Origin of the sequence: Bradyrhizobium macuxiense (genome assembly GCF_007993935.1) — a bacterium.
In the GTDB taxonomy this organism is placed as follows: Bacteria; Pseudomonadota; Alphaproteobacteria; order Rhizobiales; family Xanthobacteraceae; genus Bradyrhizobium; species Bradyrhizobium macuxiense_A.
In genome coordinates, this window is the sequence record NZ_VITY01000010.1 from 26,692 (window position 1) to 42,444 (window position 15,753).

Here is a 15,753-nt window from a genome sequence, read left to right on the forward strand (position 1 = left end):
GCCAAGGCGCGACGAACTGCCAGCGCATCCCAGAGCTTCATCGGCGATGGTTGACAGCATCAAGGGCTCACCCATGATGCCGGACAATCAAAAACAGCCTTGGGATGAAATGCCATGACCTCGACCCCAGACCTCGTGATCCGCGGCGGTAACATTGCCGATGGCAAGGGCGGCGATCTCTATGAAGCCGATGTCGCGATCTCCGGCGGCAAGATCACCGAGGTCGGCAAGGTCTCCGCCAAGGGCAAGGAAGAGATCGACGCGCGCGGCAAGCTCGTCGCCCCGGGCTTCGTCGACGTCCACACCCATTACGACGGCCAGGTGACCTGGAGTCAGGACATCACGCCCTCGTCGCAGAACGGCGTCACGACAGCGATCATGGGCAATTGCGGCGTCGGCTTCGCACCGTGCCGGCCGAGCGACCACAACAGACTGATCCAGCTGATGGAAGGCGTCGAGGACATTCCGGAGCCGGTGCTCTCCGCCGGCATTCCCTGGGCGTGGGAGAGTTTCCCCGACTACATGGAATGGCTGTCGAAGCGCAATTTCGACATGGATATCGGCGCGCAACTGCCGCACGCCGCGCTGCGCGTCTATGTGATGGGCGAGCGCGGCGCGCGCCGCGATCCGGCAACGCCGGAGGACAACAAACAGATGGCGGCGCTCGCCGGCGACGCGGTGCGATCGGGCGCGCTCGGTTTCTCGACCTCGCGCACGCTCAATCATCGCACCTCGACCGGCGACTACACGCCGACGCTGAAAGCGGGCGAGGATGAACTGACCGCGATCGCCGGCGCGATGCACGGCGTCGGCCGCAGCGTGCTGCAATTCGTGCTCGACCAGAGCACCGTCCACGAAGACCTGCCGATGATGTTGCGGGTCGCCGAGAACACCAAATGCCCGATCTCGTTCTCGGTCGCCCAGGCCGACAAGGCGCCGCGGCGCTGGCGGCAGACCATGGACACCATCAATGAAGCCGCCGCCCGCGGCCTGTCGATTACGACCCAGATCGCGGCGCGGCCGGTCGGGCTGCTGCTCGGGCTCGAATTGTCGCGCAACCCGTTCCAGACCCATCCGAGCTACCGTGAGATCGCGAAGTTGCCGCTGACCGAGCGGCTGGCGCATCTGCGCCGGCCTGAGGTGCGCGCCGCGATCCTGCGCGAGAGCGCGACGGCGACCGACGATCCGCTGTTCTTCCGGCCGAACTACGACAAGATGTATCTGCTCGGTAATCCGCCGGACTACGAGCAACCGCCGGAGAACGCGCTGGGCCCGCAGGCGCGCCGCCAGGGCCGGCAGCCGGAAGAGCTCGCCTATGACGCGATGCTGACCGACGAAGGCCGCGGCATGCTCTATGTGCCGTTCCTGAATTATGCCGACGGCAATCTCGATGCCGTGCACGAGATGCTGCGCGAACCCAGCGCCGTGCCGGGCCTGTCCGACGGCGGCGCGCATTGCGGCATCATCTGCGATGCCAGCTTCCCGACCTATCTCCTGACGCACTGGACCCGCGACCGCCGCCGCGGCGAGAAGCTGTCGATCCCGTTCGTGATCGCGGCGCAGTCGCGCAAGACCGCGCTGTCGGTCGGCCTCACCGATCGCGGCGTGATCGCGCCGGGCTTCAAGGCCGACGTCAATGTGATCGACTACGACCGGCTGCATCTGCATCCGCCGAAGGTGCATTACGACCTCCCGGTCGGCGGCCGCCGCCTCTTGCAGCAGGTCGACGGCTACGACGCCACCATCGTGTCGGGTGTCGTGACCCAACGCGACGGCAAGGCCACCGGCGCACGCCCGGGCAGGCTGGTCCGTGGCGCGCGGGGATTGAATTGAGATAGAGGCCGCGACGCACCCTCCCCTGGAGGGGAGGGTCGGATCACGTTGAGCGCAGCGAAATGTGAGACGGGGTGGGGTGATCTCTCAACACGGGCAGTGCCCGAATGGAGAGATCACCCCACCCCGCCGCGCATTTCATTCGCGTCGACCCTCCCCCTCCAGAGGAGGGTAAGGCGAGCATGCCCTACGTCGGCGACATTGCGCCCTTGATCGTGTCCGCGGGCTGAGCCTGCCCGGTCAGCCGCGCGCGCTCGGTGTTCGGCCACAGCAGCAACAGCCCGAGCAGGCCGGAGCCCACCATGATCGCGGCGTTGATGGTGAAGCCGGACATGTAGCCCGCCATCGGCGTCGCCGCGTGCTGGATCACACTGCCCATCACCATCGGCGCCAGGATGCCGGAGATCGTGTACAGCGCACCGTAGATCGCGATGATCGCGCCGCGCTGCGACACCGGCGTGAACTCGCCGAGCATCGGCGGACACACCACATAGATCGAGCCGCACAGGCCGGAGCCGATCACCAGCAACGCGATCATCAGCCCGCCCTGCGGCGCGTAGGGCAAGGTCGCTAGAATGGCGCCGCCGATGATCAGGGGCACCGAGCCGAGCACGCCGCGCGCGCCACGGGTGGTGAAGCCGCGCGCCAGCATCAACTGCGAGATCCAGCCGGTCAGGATCACGATCGTCGCGCCGAAGATCCAGGGCAGGATCGAGACAAAGCCGGCCTGCTGCTGCGAGAAGCCAAGTCCCTCGATGATGAAGGACGTGAACCAGGTCAACCCGAGCGACAGCGCCCAATAGGCGCCGAAGGTCGCGATCACGCAGCCGACGAAGGTGCGCGAGGTCAACAGCTTCCAGTAGGGAATCCGCGGCTCGTCGGCGACGACAGCAGTCGTCGACACCAGCGGCCCTTCCTTGCCGAGCGCGAACCAGGCGACGGTCCAGAGCAGGCCGACGATGCCGAGCGCGCCAAAGGCATGATGCCAGCTGTGATTGACGATGATCCAGTTCAGCGCGGGCACCGCGAGGATCACGCCGAACGCCGAGCCCTGCGACAGGATCGCGGTCGGTAGCGTGCGCTTCTCGTCCGGAAACCATTTGTAGATCGCGTGCGCAGCGACCGAGAAGGCCGGCCCCTCGCCGGCGCCGAGGATGATGCGGCAGATCGTGAGCGTCGTGAGGCTGACGGTGCCGATCATCGGAAATTGCGCGAGCGACCAGATCACCGCCAGGATCAGCAGCACCCAGCGCGTATCAACGCGGTTGACAATGAACCCGACCACGATCGCCGAGATCGAGAACAGATAGAAGAAGGCCGAGCCAAGATCGCCGAACTGCTCCGGGGTGAGGCCCATCTCCTTCCTGATCGGCACGCCGGCTAGCCCGACCACGATCTTGTCCGCAAAGTTCACCACCATGAACAGGAAAAGGAGGAAGGTGATGGTCCAGGCGCCCTTCGGCGTCCCGGTCCCCTTCGACGTCCCCATGGGCGTCGGTTGCGTCGTCATGTCTGGCTCCCCGTCGTTTCGTTTTTTGGCTTCGTAAGATCGGCCCCAATCGGCGATGCTAGCCACGCCTCGCCGGGCAACGCAACAACGCATTTTCCCGGGGTCGCACGACCCCGCACAGCTGTAACGGCCGATCACGATCGCGTCGGCGCGGCCGCGAAGCGGTGATCTGTCATGGAGGCGCTGCTATGCTCGGGGACAGCAAAAGCCAAGGTTATCAAAGGTTGGGTTATTTCATGAACAGATTGATGCTTCGCTCGGTCGCCTGCGCTGCGCTCGCGACCGCCACGCTGCTCGCCATGCCCGCTGTCCGCGCAGACGACGCCGCCAGTCCCGACTACGCCGCGATCGTCGCCGCGCCCGATCGCAGCGACGCGGATCGCCAGGTCGATCAGCGCCGCCTGCCGGCCAAGATGCTGGCCTTTGCCGGCGTCAAGCCCGGCATGACCATCCTCGACATGGCGGCGAGCGCCGGCTACAGCACCGAATTATTGGCGCGCACCGTCGCCCCGTCGGGCAAGGTCTACGCCCAGGATTCGGCTGCGGTGCTCGAGCGCTTCGTCAAGGACAAGTTCGACACCCGCGCGAAGTCGCCCGCGATGAAGAACGTGATCCACGTGGTGCGGGACTATGACGACCCGATCCCGCCCGACGTCAAAAACCTCGACATGATCACCTTCTTCTTTTTCTATCACGACATCAGCTATCTGCCGGTCGATCGCGCCGCGATGAACAAGAAGATGTTCGCCGCGCTGAAGCCGGGCGGCTACCTCGTCATCGCGGACCACTCGGCCAAGCCGGGCGACGGCACCAATGTCGCCAAGACACTGCACCGGATCGAGGAGAGCACCTTGAAGCAGGAGATCGAGGCGGCCGGCTTCAAGCTGGTGGCCGAGGGCGATTTCCTGCATCATGCAGAGGACCCGAAGGACATTCCCGTCTTCAAGGCCCCGGTGCCGATCGACGAGTTCGTCCTGAAATACCAGAAGCCGCAATGAGGCACCGCCATCGCTCCACCTGACCAGACCGCCGCGGTGCTTCGCGTCACCGGCCTGACCAAGAGTTACCGCTCTGCCGGGGAAGACGTCGCCGTGCTGCGCGGCGTCGACCTCACTGTCGCGACCGGCGAGAGCGTGGCGCTGACCGGCGAGTCGGGCAGCGGCAAAAGCACGCTGCTGCATCTGATCGCAGGGTTAGATGCCGCCGACGGCGGCGAGATCGCCCTCGCCGATATCAACGTCTCCGGGCTCAACGACGCGGGCCGCGCCGAATTGCGCCGCGACCGGCTCGGCCTCGTGTTCCAGCAGTTCAATTTGATCCCGAGTCTGTCGGTCGCGGACAATCTCGTGTTCCAGTCGCGCATCGCCGGCCGCCACGATGCCGCCTGGCATGACGAGCTGGTCGAGCGTCTCGGCTTGAAAAACCTGCTCAGGCGCTATCCCGAGCAATTGTCCGGCGGCCAGCAGCAGCGCGTCGCGATCGGCCGCGCGCTGGCGCCGAAGCCGCTGCTGCTGCTCGCCGACGAGCCGACCGGCAATCTCGACGAGGACACCGCCGACGAGGTGCTGCATCTCGCGCGCGATCTGGTTGCTCGCACCGGCTGCGGCTTCCTGATGGTCACCCACAGCGCGCGCCTCGCCGCGACGCTCGATCGCCAGGTCAACCTGCATGCCGGAGTCATTGCGTGAGGCGCCCATTGTGGATCCTCGCCGTGCTGCTCAGCCATTGGCGGCGACATCCGATGCAGCTCGCGACGCTTTTGATCGGGCTGATCTCGGCGACCGCGCTGTGGAGCGGCGTGCAGGCGCTGAACCAGCAGGCCCGCATCGCCTATGACCGCGCCGCCGCGACCTTCGGCGGCTCGCGCACCGCGATGCTCGTAAGCAAAGACAGCACCACCTTTCCGCAACAGCTGTTCGTCGATCTGCGCCGCGCCGGCTGGCCGGTGTCGCCGATGCTGGAGGGCCGCGTCCAGATCGATGGGCGCAGCTTCCGGCTGCTCGGCGTCGAGCCGGTGACGCTGCCCTCCGAGGTCGGCAACGCGCCGGCGGTCGGACGCGGCAGCCTGCAAGCCTTCGTCACGCCGCCCGGCGAAATGCTGGTGGCGGGCGAGACGCTGCGCGACCTCGGCCTCAAGGAAGGCGACCGGCCACAAGCCAATGGCACGAGCCTGCCGCCGCTGCGCGTGCAGGCCGAGCTGGCGCCCGGCGCGCTGGTGGTCGATATCGGCATCGCGCAGGACATTCTGAAAATGCCCGGCCAGGTGGCGCGCCTCCTGGTCGGCAAATCCAAGGCGCCGCATGCGACGCTGGAAAGCGTAGCGGGTGACAAGCTGCGTCTGGTCGAACCGAGCGCGGAGAGCGATCTCGAACGCCTCACCGACAGCTTCCACCTCAACCTCACCGCGTTCGGCCTGCTGTCGTTCTTTGTCGGCCTGTTCATCGTCAATTCCGCGATCGGCCTCGCCTTCGAGCAGCGGCTGCCGATGCTGCGCACCTTGCGCGCTTGCGGGGTCTCGGCGCGGCTGCTCAACACCGTGCTGGTCATCGAGCTGGTGTCGCTGGCGCTGGTCGCCGGGCTGATCGGCCTGGTCTGCGGTTACGTCATCGCGGCGGCCTTGCTGCCCGATGTCGCGGCGTCGCTGCGCGGGCTCTATGGCGCGCAGATTCCCGGCCAGCTTTCGCTGAAACCCGTCTGGTGGTTCGCCGGCATCGCCATCAGCATTCTCGGCGCGCTGGCCGCCGCGGCCGCCAGCCTTGCCAAGGCGATCCGGATGCCGGTGCTGGCAACCGCGCAGCCGCAGGCCTGGCAGCAGGCGCAGCGGCGCTGGCTGATGTTCCAGAGCGCGGCGGCGCTCGCGGTGTTCGCGGTCGCAGCAGTGCTCATTCAGTTCGGCGATTCCCTGATCGCGGGCTTTGCCGTGCTGGCCGCATTGATGCTCGGGGCGGCATTGATCCTGCCGATGGTGCTGCAGATCGCGCTCGCGCTCGGCCAGCGCAGCGCGCGCGCGCCGGTCGGCATCTGGTTCTGGGCCGACAGCCGGCAGCAATTGTCCGGCCTGTCGCTGGCGCTGATGGCGCTGCTGCTCGCGCTCGCCGTCAATGTCGGCGTCGGCACAATGGTGGAGAGTTTTAGCCGCACCTTCCTGGTCTGGCTCGACGGAAGGCTTGCCGCCGACGTCTATATCAGCGCCGCCAGCGACGCGCAGGCCAAGCAGATCAAGGCCTGGCTGCACGACCGGCCCGAAGTTGAGGCGATCCTGCCCGGCGGCCGTGCCGACACCCAGCTTGGCGGGGCGCCGATCGAGGTGCTCGGTCTGCCCGATCACGCCACCTATCGCGACAACTGGCCATTGCTCGAGAGCACCGCGAATGCCTGGGTCAGGCTGCGTCCCGGCGACACCTGCCTCGTCAGCGAGCAGCTGTCACGGCGGATGAAGCTTGCGATCGGCGATCACATCGAGGTGCCCGCGCCCGGCGGCAACTGGCCGCTCGAGATCGTCGGCATCTATGCCGATTACGGCAACCCCAAGGGCCAGATCGCGGTCAACTTCGCGGCGCTGACGCGCCGCTTCCCGCAGACGCCGCAGACCCGGCTCGGGCTCCGCGTCGCACCGGACGAGATCGCGCCGCTGATCACGGCGTTGCAGGCGAAATTCGGCCTCGACGACCGCAACGTCGCCGACCAGGCGACGATGAAGCGGGAGTCGAAGCGGGTGTTCAACCGCACCTTCTCGGTGACCGCGGCGCTCAACGCCTTCACGCTCGGCGTCGCCGGCATCGCGCTGCTGACCAGCCTGCTCACGCTGGCCAATTCGCGGCTGCCGCAGCTGGCGCCGCTATGGGCGATCGGCCTGACGCGGCGGCGGCTCGCGGCGCTCGAACTGTTGAAGACCATGGCGGTCGCGCTGATCACCGCGCTGTTCGCGCTGCCGCTCGGCCTGCTGGTGGCGTGGTGCCTGCTTGCGATCGTCAACGTCAAGGCGTTCGGCTGGCGGCTGCCGTTCCACGTCTTCCCGTTGCAACTGATCGAGCTGCTCGCGGTGGCGATGGCCGCAGCGCTCTGTGCCGCGGCGCTGCCGGTTGCTAGACTGGCCCGCATGCAGCCGGCCACCCTGATCCGGACCTTCGTCAATGAGCGCTAGCGGCACCATCACGCGGCGCGCCTTTGCCGGCGGCGCATTGGCGCTTGCGCTGACCGGCAAGACGTTCGCGCAGGGCTTTGCCGGGCTGGGCGAGCATGCCGAAGGCTTTGCCGCCGTCACGCCGGGCAAGCCGTTCATTTTCCCCGTCGATCACGGCCCGCATCCGGAGTTCCGGATCGAATGGTGGTACGTCACCGCGAATTTGTCGGATGCCGGCGGCGCGGCCTATGGCGCGCAATGGACGCTGTTCCGTCAGGCCATGAAGCCGGGCGGGCCGAGCGAAGGCTGGGCCAATCAGCAGGTATGGATGGGCCATGCCGCCGTCACCAGCGCCACCACGCATCGCTTCAGCGAGACGTTTGCGCGCGGCGGCGTCGGGCAGGCCGGTGTGGAGGCGCCCCCGTTCCGTGCCTGGATCGACGCCTGGGAGATGCAGGGACTGAACGACTTCGATGCGCAACGTGTCGCGCCGCTCGAGTTGAAGGCCTCGGCCGCCGACTTCTCAACTGCGCTCCGGCTCGACGCCGATCGCGCGCTGGTGCTGCAGGGCGACCATGGCTACAGCCGCAAGTCGGATCGCGGACAGGCCTCCTATTACTACAGCCAGCCGTTCTACAAGGCGTCCGGCCGCATCGTGATCGACGACAGGCCGGTCGACGTCACCGGCGTCGCCTGGATGGACCGCGAATGGAGCAGCCAGCCCTTGGCGGCGGATCAAACCGGCTGGGACTGGTTCTCGCTGCACCTGCCCGGCGACGAGAAGCTGATGCTGTACCGGCTGCGCCAGAAGGACGGCCGCGAAAACCTGTTCGGCAACTGGATCACGCCGGATGGCCGCTCGGCCGAGATCGCCGCCAGTGGCAACAGCATCACGCCGACGGCGACCGCGGAGATCGACGGCCGCAAGCTGCCGACCTCGTGGCGCGTCGCTCTGCCGGCGCGCGGCCTGGCCATCGAAACCACGCCGGTCAATCCGAAGGCCTGGATGGGAACCAGTTTCCCCTATTGGGAAGGCCCGATCCGCTTTACAGGCAGCCATGCCGGAATCGGCTATCTTGAGATGACGGGATACTAGGACGTCGACGGAAGATCGGCGCCGCCCAAAACAGCCCTGCCTGTCACACCGCGCGGCGCAGCCGCGTCATGACATCGGGGCCAGCAGGACAAGAGGACACGCCTGACATGTACCACTACACGGCCATCGTCACCTGCCTTGCCGTTGCGTTCTACTTCTTCACCTCGACGCAGGTCGCACGCGCCCGCGTCACCTATGGCGTCAAATTGCCGGCGATTTCAGGCAATCCGGATTTCGAGCGCATCTTCCGCATCCAGATGAACACGCTGGAGTGGATGCCGATCTTCCTGCCGTCGCTCTGGCTGTTCGCGATCTATGTCGGCGATGCCGCGGCGGCGGCAATCGGCGCGATCTGGGTGGTCGGCCGCATAGTCTACTTCATCGGCTATCGCGAGGCGGTGGCGAAACGCAGCCCCGGCTTCGCCATCCAGGCGGTAGCCTCGATCGTCCTGTGGGTCGGCGCGATCGGCGGCGCGGCGTGGCGGCTGGCGCATTGAAGGCGCGATCGCGCCACAAGCACTTCCGTCGTCCTGGCGAAGGCCAGGACCCCATAACCACAGGGCCGAGTTTTGCGATGGCTGGGGCTCCAGCCTTGCGCAACAACCGAGTGCGGTGGTTATGGGTCCCTGCTTTCGCAGGGACGACACCTGTGTTGTTCCACGAGCTACGTGATACGTCAGCTCCGCGTCACTTGGTCAGCGGGCAGCCGCTTTCCTTGGCGGTGAAGAAAGCCTTGTCGCCGGGCACCACGGCGAGCTGCTTGTAGTAATCCCACGGCTTCTTCGACTCCGAGGGCTTCTTGACCTCGAACAGATAGAGGTCGTGCACCATGCGGCCGTTCGCGAGCACCTTGCCCTTGGCGAAGGCGTCATCGACCGGGAGCTCCTTCAGCTTGGCCGCGACCGCATCGCTGTCCTTGGTGCCGGCGGCCTTGACCGCCTTGAGGTAGCTCAGCGTCGCCGAATAGGTGCCGGCATGGATCATGCTCGGCATCCGGCTGGTGCGCTTGAAGAAGCGCTCGGAGAAGGCGCGCGAGGCATCGTCGTGATCCCAGTAGAAGCCCTCGGTGAGCACGAGGCCCTGCGCCGCCTCGAGGCCGAGACCGTGCACCTCCGACAGCGTCATCAGCAGGCCGGCAAGCTTCTGGCCGCCGCGCACGATACCGAACTCGGCCGCCTGCTTGATCGAGTTGGTGGTGTCGAGGCCGGCATTGGCGAGCCCGATGATCTTCGCCTTCGAGCTCTGCGCCTGCAGCAGGAAGGACGAGAAGTCCGACGAGTTGAGCGGCACGCGGACCGAGCCGACCACCTTGCCGCCCTTCGACGCGACGATGTCGCTGGTGTCCTTTTCCAGCGCGTAGCCGAAGGCGTAGTCGGCGGTCAGGAAGAACCAGGTGTTGCCGCCCGCTTCCGTCAGCGCGCCGCCGGTCCCAACTGCGAGCGCGCGGGTGTCATAGGCCCAATGGAAGCTGTACGGCGTACAGGCGTCGCCTGAGATGCGTGAGGTCGCCGCGCCGACCACGATGTCGATCTTCTTCTTTTCCTTCGACAGCTCCTGCACCGCGAGCGCGACCGATGAGGTGGTGAGCTCGGTGATCATGTCGACGTTCTCGACCTCGTACCAGCGCCGCGCGATCGCGGTCGCAAGATCCGGCTTGTTCTGATGGTCGGCGGTCACGATCTCGATCTTCTGGCCCAGCACCTCGCCGCCGAAATCCTCAACCGCCATGCGCGCCGCTTCGAGCGAATACTTTCCGCCGTAATCGGCGTAGACGCCGGACTGGTCGTTCAGGATGCCGATCTTGACGCCCTGGGCCATCGCCGGCGCCGCCAGCATCAGGCTGCATGCCGCGACCGCGGCCAAAAATCCCGACTTCATTGTTATGCTCTCCCAGCAGTTTCTCATCAGGAAAAATCGGCGCGACATTATTTTATAACCCCGCGCCTGCCCATCTCTTTCCGTCTCTGTCCGATCAGCCAAAAGTATGGGCTCTCCGCACGCGCAACACTTCCCCCGTCATCCTGATGTGCGAGCGGAGCGAGCCTCGAAGGATGAACGGCCACCAGTGGGGCCGTGCACCCTTCGAGACGCACGTTCCGCGCTCCTCAGGGTGACGGAGATAAGCTCCGCGGTTTTCGCGCCACTACCCCGCCACGGCCGCCGTTTCCTTCGGCTTGCCCTCGTTCTTTCCTTCCGCGAGGTTGCGCACCACCATGTAGAAGATCGGGGTGAAGACCAGGCCGAACAGCGTGACGCCGAGCATGCCGAAGAACACGGCGACGCCGACCGCCTGGCGCATTTCCGAGCCCGAGCCGGTCGACAGCACCAGCGGCAGCACGCCGAGGATAAAGGCGAACGACGTCATCAGGATCGGCCGCAGGCGGAGCCGGCAGGCCTCGATCACCGCCTCCAGCCGCGGCCGGCCCTCGAGCTCGATGTCGCGCGCGAACTCGACGATCAGGATCGCGTTCTTGGCGGCGAGGCCCACCAGCACCACGAAGCCGATCTGGGTCAAGATGTTGACGTCCTGGCCCATGATGCGCACGCCGATCGTGGCCGCGAACAGGCACATCGGCACGATCAGGATCACCGCGAACGGCAATGTCCAGCTGCCATACTGCGCAGCGAGCACCAGATAGACGAACAGCACGCAGATCGGGAACACGTAGAGGCCCGCATTGGCACCGTTGACCTGCTGGTAGGACAGGTCGGTCCACTCGAACGAGAAGCCCGACGGCAGCGTCTCGTCGGCGAGCTTCTTGATGGTGTTGAGCGCCGTCGTCGAGCTGACGCCCGGCGCAGGCTCACCCTGCAGCTCGGAGGCCGAGTACAGATTGTAGCGTGCGACGCGGTCGGGACCTGAGATGTTCTTGAAGTCCACGACGCTGCCGAGCATCACCATGTCGCCGTTGGCGTTGCGGGTGCGCAGCCGCGCAAGATCGGTGGTCTCCTTGCGGAACGGCAGATCGGCCTGTGCCGTGACGTGATAGGTGCGCCCGAACAGGTTGAAGTCGTTGACATAGGTCGAGCCGAAATAGGTCTCGATCGTGTCGGTGATGTTGGCGATCGGGACGCCAAGCTTCTGCGCCTTCACGCGATCGATATCGACGAACAATTGCGGCGTGTTCGCGGAGAACGGCGAGAACACCGAGGTCAGGCTCGGCGACTTGCGCGCGGCCAGCACCAGTTCATCGGTCGCGGATGCCAGCAGTTCGGGCCCGCGCCCCTGCCGGTCCTGGACGCGGATCGTGAAGCCGCCGCCGGTGCCGATGCCGGGCACGGCCGGCGGCGGAATCACGATGATGAAAGCGCCCTGGATCACCGACAGCCGCTTGCGCAGCTCGGCCGTAATCGCGGTCGCCGTCAGCCCCTTCTTCAGGCGCGCCTCCGGCTCGTCGAACACCGGGAACAGCGCCGCGGCGTTGCCCGCCTGGGTGCGTGTCGCGCCGGAGAAGCCGGCGAAGGCCGCGACGCGAACGATGCCCGGCGTGTCCAGCGCGATCCGCTCGATCTCGCGCACCACAGCCGTGGTCCGCGCCAGCGACGCGGCGCCCGGCAGCTGCGCCGAGATGATGACGTAGCCGCGATCCTGCGCCGGGATAAAGCCCTGCGAGGTGGTCGCGAGCAGCCAGCCGGCGCCGCCGATTAGCGCGAGGTAGATCGCGAGCATCACCACCGTATGCCGGATCACGAAGTCGGCGACGGCCGCATAGCCGTGCGCCAGCCGGTCGAACACGCGGTTGAACAGCGCAGTGAAGCTGTCCCAGCCGCGGGCGATGATGTTCCAGCGCGCCGGCGGCCGCTTCTCCTCGTGCGGGACCAGGATCTGCGAGGCCAGCGCCGGTGACAGCGTCAGCGAGCAGAAGCAGGAGATCGCGGTCGCGACCGCGATCGTCACGGCGAATTGCTGGAAGAACTGCCCGGAGATGCCGCCGAGGAAGGCGGTCGGCACGAACACGGCGCACAGCACCAGCGCGATCGAGACCAGCGCGCCGCCGACCTCCTCCATGGTCTTGAGCGCAGCGTCGCGCCTGGACATGCCGTGCTCGAGATGCCGCTCGACATTCTCGACCACGACGATGGCGTCGTCGACCACGATGCCGACCGCGAGCACCAGGCCGAACAGCGTCAGATTATTGATCGAGAAGCCGAGCGCGGCCATCACCGCGAAGGTGCCGACCAGCGACACCGGGATCGCGATGATCGGGATGATCGCAGGCCGCCAGCCCTGCAGGAACACCAGCACCACGATGACGACGAGCGCCATCGCCTCGTAGATCGTCTTGATCAGCTCATGGACCGATTGGGCGATGAATTCGGTCGGGTTGTAGCCGATGTTGTAGTCGAGCCCCTTCGGGAAGCTCGCCTTCATCCGCTCCATCGTGTCGGAAATGCTCTTGGCGGTGGCGAGCGCGTTCGATCCCGGCCGCTGCGTCACCAGCAGCGCGACCGCGGATTTGCGCAGCAGGAAGCTGTTGGTGGCGTAGGACAGCGCACCGAGCTCGACGCGGGCGACGTCGCGCAGCCGCACGGTGCGGCCGTCGGAGCCGGCCTTCACCACGATGTCCTCGAACTGCCTGATGTCCTTGAGGCGGCCGGTGAACACGAGGTTCGGCTGGAAGGCGCGGTCGGCGATCGGCGGCTCGGCGATCTGGCCGCCCGCGATCTGCAGGTTCTGCGCCCGGATCGCCGCCAGCACCTCGGTCGAGGTCAGACCGAGATTGGCGATCCGGTCGGGATCGAGCCACAGCCGCATCGAGTAGTCACGCGCGCCGAACATCTGGATGTCGCCGACGCCGTCGAGCCGCAACAACTGGTCGCGGACCTGCAGCAGCGCGTAGTTGGAAATATAGAGCTGGTCGAACGTGTCGTCGGGCGACAGCATGAACACGACCATCAGGATGTCGGGCGAGTTCTTGCGCGTGGTCACGCCGTTGCGTTGCACCTCCTCGGGCAGCCGCGGCTGCGCGATCGCGACGCGGTTCTGCACCAGCACCTGGGCCTTGTCGAGGTCGGTGCCGAGCTTGAAGGTCGCGGTGATGGTGAGCTGGCCGTTCGAGGTCGCCTGGCTGTAGAGATACAGCATGTCCTCGACGCCGTTGATCTCCTGCTCGATCGGAGCTGCGACGGTGTCGGACACGGTCTGCGCCGAGGCACCCGGATATTGCGTGGTGACGACGACGGTCGGCGGCACCACCTGCGGATACTCCGAGACCGGCAGCGTCGGATAGGCAATCGCGCCGACGATCAGCAGCACGATCGACAGCACCATCGCGAGGATGGGCTGGTTGATGGAGAGCCTGCCGAGATTCATGGCTTCGCACCTGCCGCGGGCTTGTCTGCTGCCGCGGGCTTGTCGCCGGCCGGCGCCTTGGTGTCGGCCGGAGCCGCCTGCGCCATCTTCGGCGTCACCTTGGCGCCGACGCGGGCGCGCTGCAGCCCGTCGACGATCACATGGTCCTCAGGCTTGAGGCCCTCGCGGATCACGCGCAGGCCCTCATCGAGCGGACCGAGCTCGACGGTCCGCGCTTCCACCGTGTTGTCGTCCTTGACCACGAATACGATCTTGCGCGACTGGTCGGTGGCGATCGCGGTATCCGGGATCAGCAGCGCCTCGTAGGGCGAGGAGCCGATCAAGCGAACGCGGCCGAACTGGCCGGGCAGGATCGAAAGATCCTTGTTCGGGATCACCGCGCGGCTGCGCAGCGTTGCGGTGGAGACGTCGAGGCGGTTGTCGAGGAAGTCCATCTTGCCCTCATGCGAGGGCTTGGTCTCGCCGGTCAGCGTCACCTGCACCGGGTTCGCGGTGTCGCGCGAGCTCGGCCGCCGGCCTTCGAACCACAGCTTGCTGTTGCGCTGATAGGTGGCCTCGTCGACGTCGAAATAGATGTAGATCGGGTCGAGCGACACGATCGAGGTCAGCAGCGTCGCGCCGCCCTCGCTGCCCTGCACCAGGTTGCCCGGGGTCACCAGATGCCGGCTGACGCGGCCGGTGATCGGCGCCAGCACGTGGGTGAATTCGACGTTGAGCTGCGCTGCCTTCAGCGTGCCTTCGGCCTGCGTCTCGGCGGCACGCGCCGCCTGCAGCGCCTGGCGGCGCTGGTCGACGACCTGCTCCGAGACCGCGCTGGTCTGCACCAGGTTCAACCCGCGCTCGAGATCGCGCTTGGCAAGCTCCCCCTTGGCGCGCGCGTCGGCGAGCTGGCCTTCGGCCTGCAGCACCACCGCCTCGAACGGCCGCGGGTCGATGATGTAGAGCAGATCGCCGGCATGGACGATCGCACCATCCTTGAACTCGACGCTGTTGACGAAGCCGCCGACGCGGGCGCGGACCTGAACCTCCTCGATCGCCTCGAACCGGCCGGTGAATTCGTCCCAATCGGTGACGGTGCGCTTGACCGGCTGCGCGACGGTCACCGGCGGCGCCGGCGGCGCGGCCTGCGATTGCGCGCTCTTGTTGTCGCAGCCACCGAGCGTCAGCGCGGCCAGCAGGCCGAGCGGCGCAAGGCCGCGCCAAAGGCCGAGCGATGCATGGCGGCGAAGCGAATGAGGCCCGACGCCGGTCACCGGAGCCGGACGCTCCGCTCTGTCAATCGAACTCAATTCACTCTCCCCCAAATGACCACGAAGCACGCCGACCAAAGCAGGGCTACGAAAGTCGCAATTGAATTTGCGGTGATTCAACGCTGATGGACCACCGCGATGCCGCGGCAGCGGACGTCACAGATGTAGCCGCACCCCAGTCTGTTCAAGATGGCCGCCGGATCAAGCAAATAGTTGCGGAGTCTGAAAGCCTTACGACACGCTCGCGAAACCGTGACGACGAAAAGGGGCAGATTCGCTGGCCTATCCGAGGCGCGAGGTCACAGACAGATCGTCCGGAATCAATCACAACGCGAATTTGCTTCACAGATTCGTCACACCGCCCCCGATTCGACTTTTGGCACAGAAGCCTCCGCACCGCAGCCGGCAAGACCGGCCGGGTTCCGTCACTCTACCTCCCGCTGCACGGCAGAAATCATCATTAACGGCGCGGTTGTCATCCCGACACACATTGACACTCGGAAATATCGCCAATACGGTCATGGTTGCCAAAGCATGAATTTTGTTGGCCGGCCGCATTTTTCTCGAACATTCATTGTGTTTTGTCGCGGCGCGAGTGTGTGAAGGCGACTACGTAAATGGCAAGCG

10 protein-coding genes are annotated in these 15,753 nt (G+C 66.2%); 6 read left to right on the forward strand and 4 right to left on the reverse strand.

From position 1 onward, the window contains the following. Positions 1–114: 114 nt before the first annotated feature. The gene (locus tag FBZ93_RS25235) at positions 115–1,833 is read left to right on the forward strand and encodes an N-acyl-D-amino-acid deacylase family protein (protein ID WP_146989481.1); all 1,719 of its coding nucleotides are present in this window, start codon (positions 115–117) and stop codon (positions 1,831–1,833) included. 187 nt (positions 1,834–2,020) lie between these two features. Here FBZ93_RS25235 and FBZ93_RS25240 read toward each other — a convergent pair whose 3' ends face one another. Next, a complete protein-coding gene (locus FBZ93_RS25240) occupies positions 2,021–3,343 on the reverse strand; it encodes an MFS transporter (protein ID WP_146989483.1) in 1,323 nt (440 codons plus the stop codon). Between the two features lie 236 nt (positions 3,344–3,579). Here FBZ93_RS25240 and FBZ93_RS25245 point away from each other — a divergent pair, with 236 nt between their 5' ends. The 5 genes from FBZ93_RS25245 to FBZ93_RS25265 all read left to right on the forward strand — a co-directional run bounded on the left by FBZ93_RS25245 (position 3,580) and on the right by FBZ93_RS25265 (position 9,059). After that, the gene (locus FBZ93_RS25245; protein WP_146989485.1) at positions 3,580–4,341 is read left to right on the forward strand and encodes a class I SAM-dependent methyltransferase; all 762 of its coding nucleotides are present in this window, start codon (positions 3,580–3,582) and stop codon (positions 4,339–4,341) included. 36 nt (positions 4,342–4,377) lie between these two features. Next, the gene (locus FBZ93_RS25250; RefSeq protein ID WP_146989487.1) at positions 4,378–5,031 is read left to right on the forward strand and encodes an ABC transporter ATP-binding protein; all 654 of its coding nucleotides are present in this window, start codon (positions 4,378–4,380) and stop codon (positions 5,029–5,031) included. Then, positions 5,028–7,487, forward strand: coding sequence for an ABC transporter permease (locus FBZ93_RS25255; protein ID WP_146989489.1), 2,460 nt, complete (start codon positions 5,028–5,030; stop codon positions 7,485–7,487). Before FBZ93_RS25250 ends, FBZ93_RS25255 begins: the two co-directional genes overlap by 4 nt. Further along, the gene (locus FBZ93_RS25260; protein WP_146989491.1) at positions 7,477–8,562 is read left to right on the forward strand and encodes a lipocalin-like domain-containing protein; all 1,086 of its coding nucleotides are present in this window, start codon (positions 7,477–7,479) and stop codon (positions 8,560–8,562) included. Before FBZ93_RS25255 ends, FBZ93_RS25260 begins: the two co-directional genes overlap by 11 nt. Before the next feature lie 107 nt (positions 8,563–8,669). Then, positions 8,670–9,059, forward strand: a complete 390-nt coding sequence (locus FBZ93_RS25265; protein ID WP_146989493.1) for an MAPEG family protein — start codon at positions 8,670–8,672, stop codon at positions 9,057–9,059. A gap of 190 nt (positions 9,060–9,249) precedes the next feature. Here FBZ93_RS25265 and FBZ93_RS25270 read toward each other — a convergent pair whose 3' ends face one another. The 3 genes from FBZ93_RS25270 to FBZ93_RS25280 all read right to left on the reverse strand — a co-directional run bounded on the left by FBZ93_RS25270 (position 9,250) and on the right by FBZ93_RS25280 (position 15,129). Then, the gene (locus tag FBZ93_RS25270) at positions 9,250–10,440 is read right to left on the reverse strand and encodes an ABC transporter substrate-binding protein (protein ID WP_146989495.1); all 1,191 of its coding nucleotides are present in this window, start codon (positions 10,438–10,440) and stop codon (positions 9,250–9,252) included. Positions 10,441–10,705: 265 nt separating this feature from the next. Continuing rightward, on the reverse strand, positions 10,706–13,876 hold the full coding sequence (locus tag FBZ93_RS25275; RefSeq protein ID WP_146989496.1) for an efflux RND transporter permease subunit: 3,171 nt from the start codon (positions 13,874–13,876) through the stop codon (positions 10,706–10,708). Continuing rightward, positions 13,873–15,129: an efflux RND transporter periplasmic adaptor subunit gene (locus FBZ93_RS25280; protein WP_146989948.1), complete on the reverse strand. Its 1,257-nt coding sequence runs from the start codon at positions 15,127–15,129 to the stop codon at positions 13,873–13,875. The genes FBZ93_RS25275 and FBZ93_RS25280 overlap by 4 nt, the downstream gene beginning before the upstream one ends. Between the last annotated feature and the right edge of the window lie 624 nt (positions 15,130–15,753).

What these genes read in the sequence shown, in the direction of transcription:
- FBZ93_RS25235 (WP_146989481.1), top strand. Translation starts at nt 115, where the DNA reads ATGACCTCGACCCCAGACCTCGTGATCCGCGGCGGTAACATTGCCGAT.
- FBZ93_RS25270 (WP_146989495.1), bottom strand. Translation starts at nt 10,440, where the DNA reads ATGAAGTCGGGATTTTTGGCCGCGGTCGCGGCATGCAGCCTGATGCTG.
- FBZ93_RS25240 (WP_146989483.1), bottom strand. Translation starts at nt 3,343, where the DNA reads ATGACGACGCAACCGACGCCCATGGGGACGTCGAAGGGGACCGGGACG.
- FBZ93_RS25245 (WP_146989485.1), top strand. Translation starts at nt 3,580, where the DNA reads ATGAACAGATTGATGCTTCGCTCGGTCGCCTGCGCTGCGCTCGCGACC.
- FBZ93_RS25275 (WP_146989496.1), bottom strand. Translation starts at nt 13,876, where the DNA reads ATGAATCTCGGCAGGCTCTCCATCAACCAGCCCATCCTCGCGATGGTG.
- FBZ93_RS25265 (WP_146989493.1), top strand. Translation starts at nt 8,670, where the DNA reads ATGTACCACTACACGGCCATCGTCACCTGCCTTGCCGTTGCGTTCTAC.
- FBZ93_RS25260 (WP_146989491.1), top strand. Translation starts at nt 7,477, where the DNA reads ATGAGCGCTAGCGGCACCATCACGCGGCGCGCCTTTGCCGGCGGCGCA.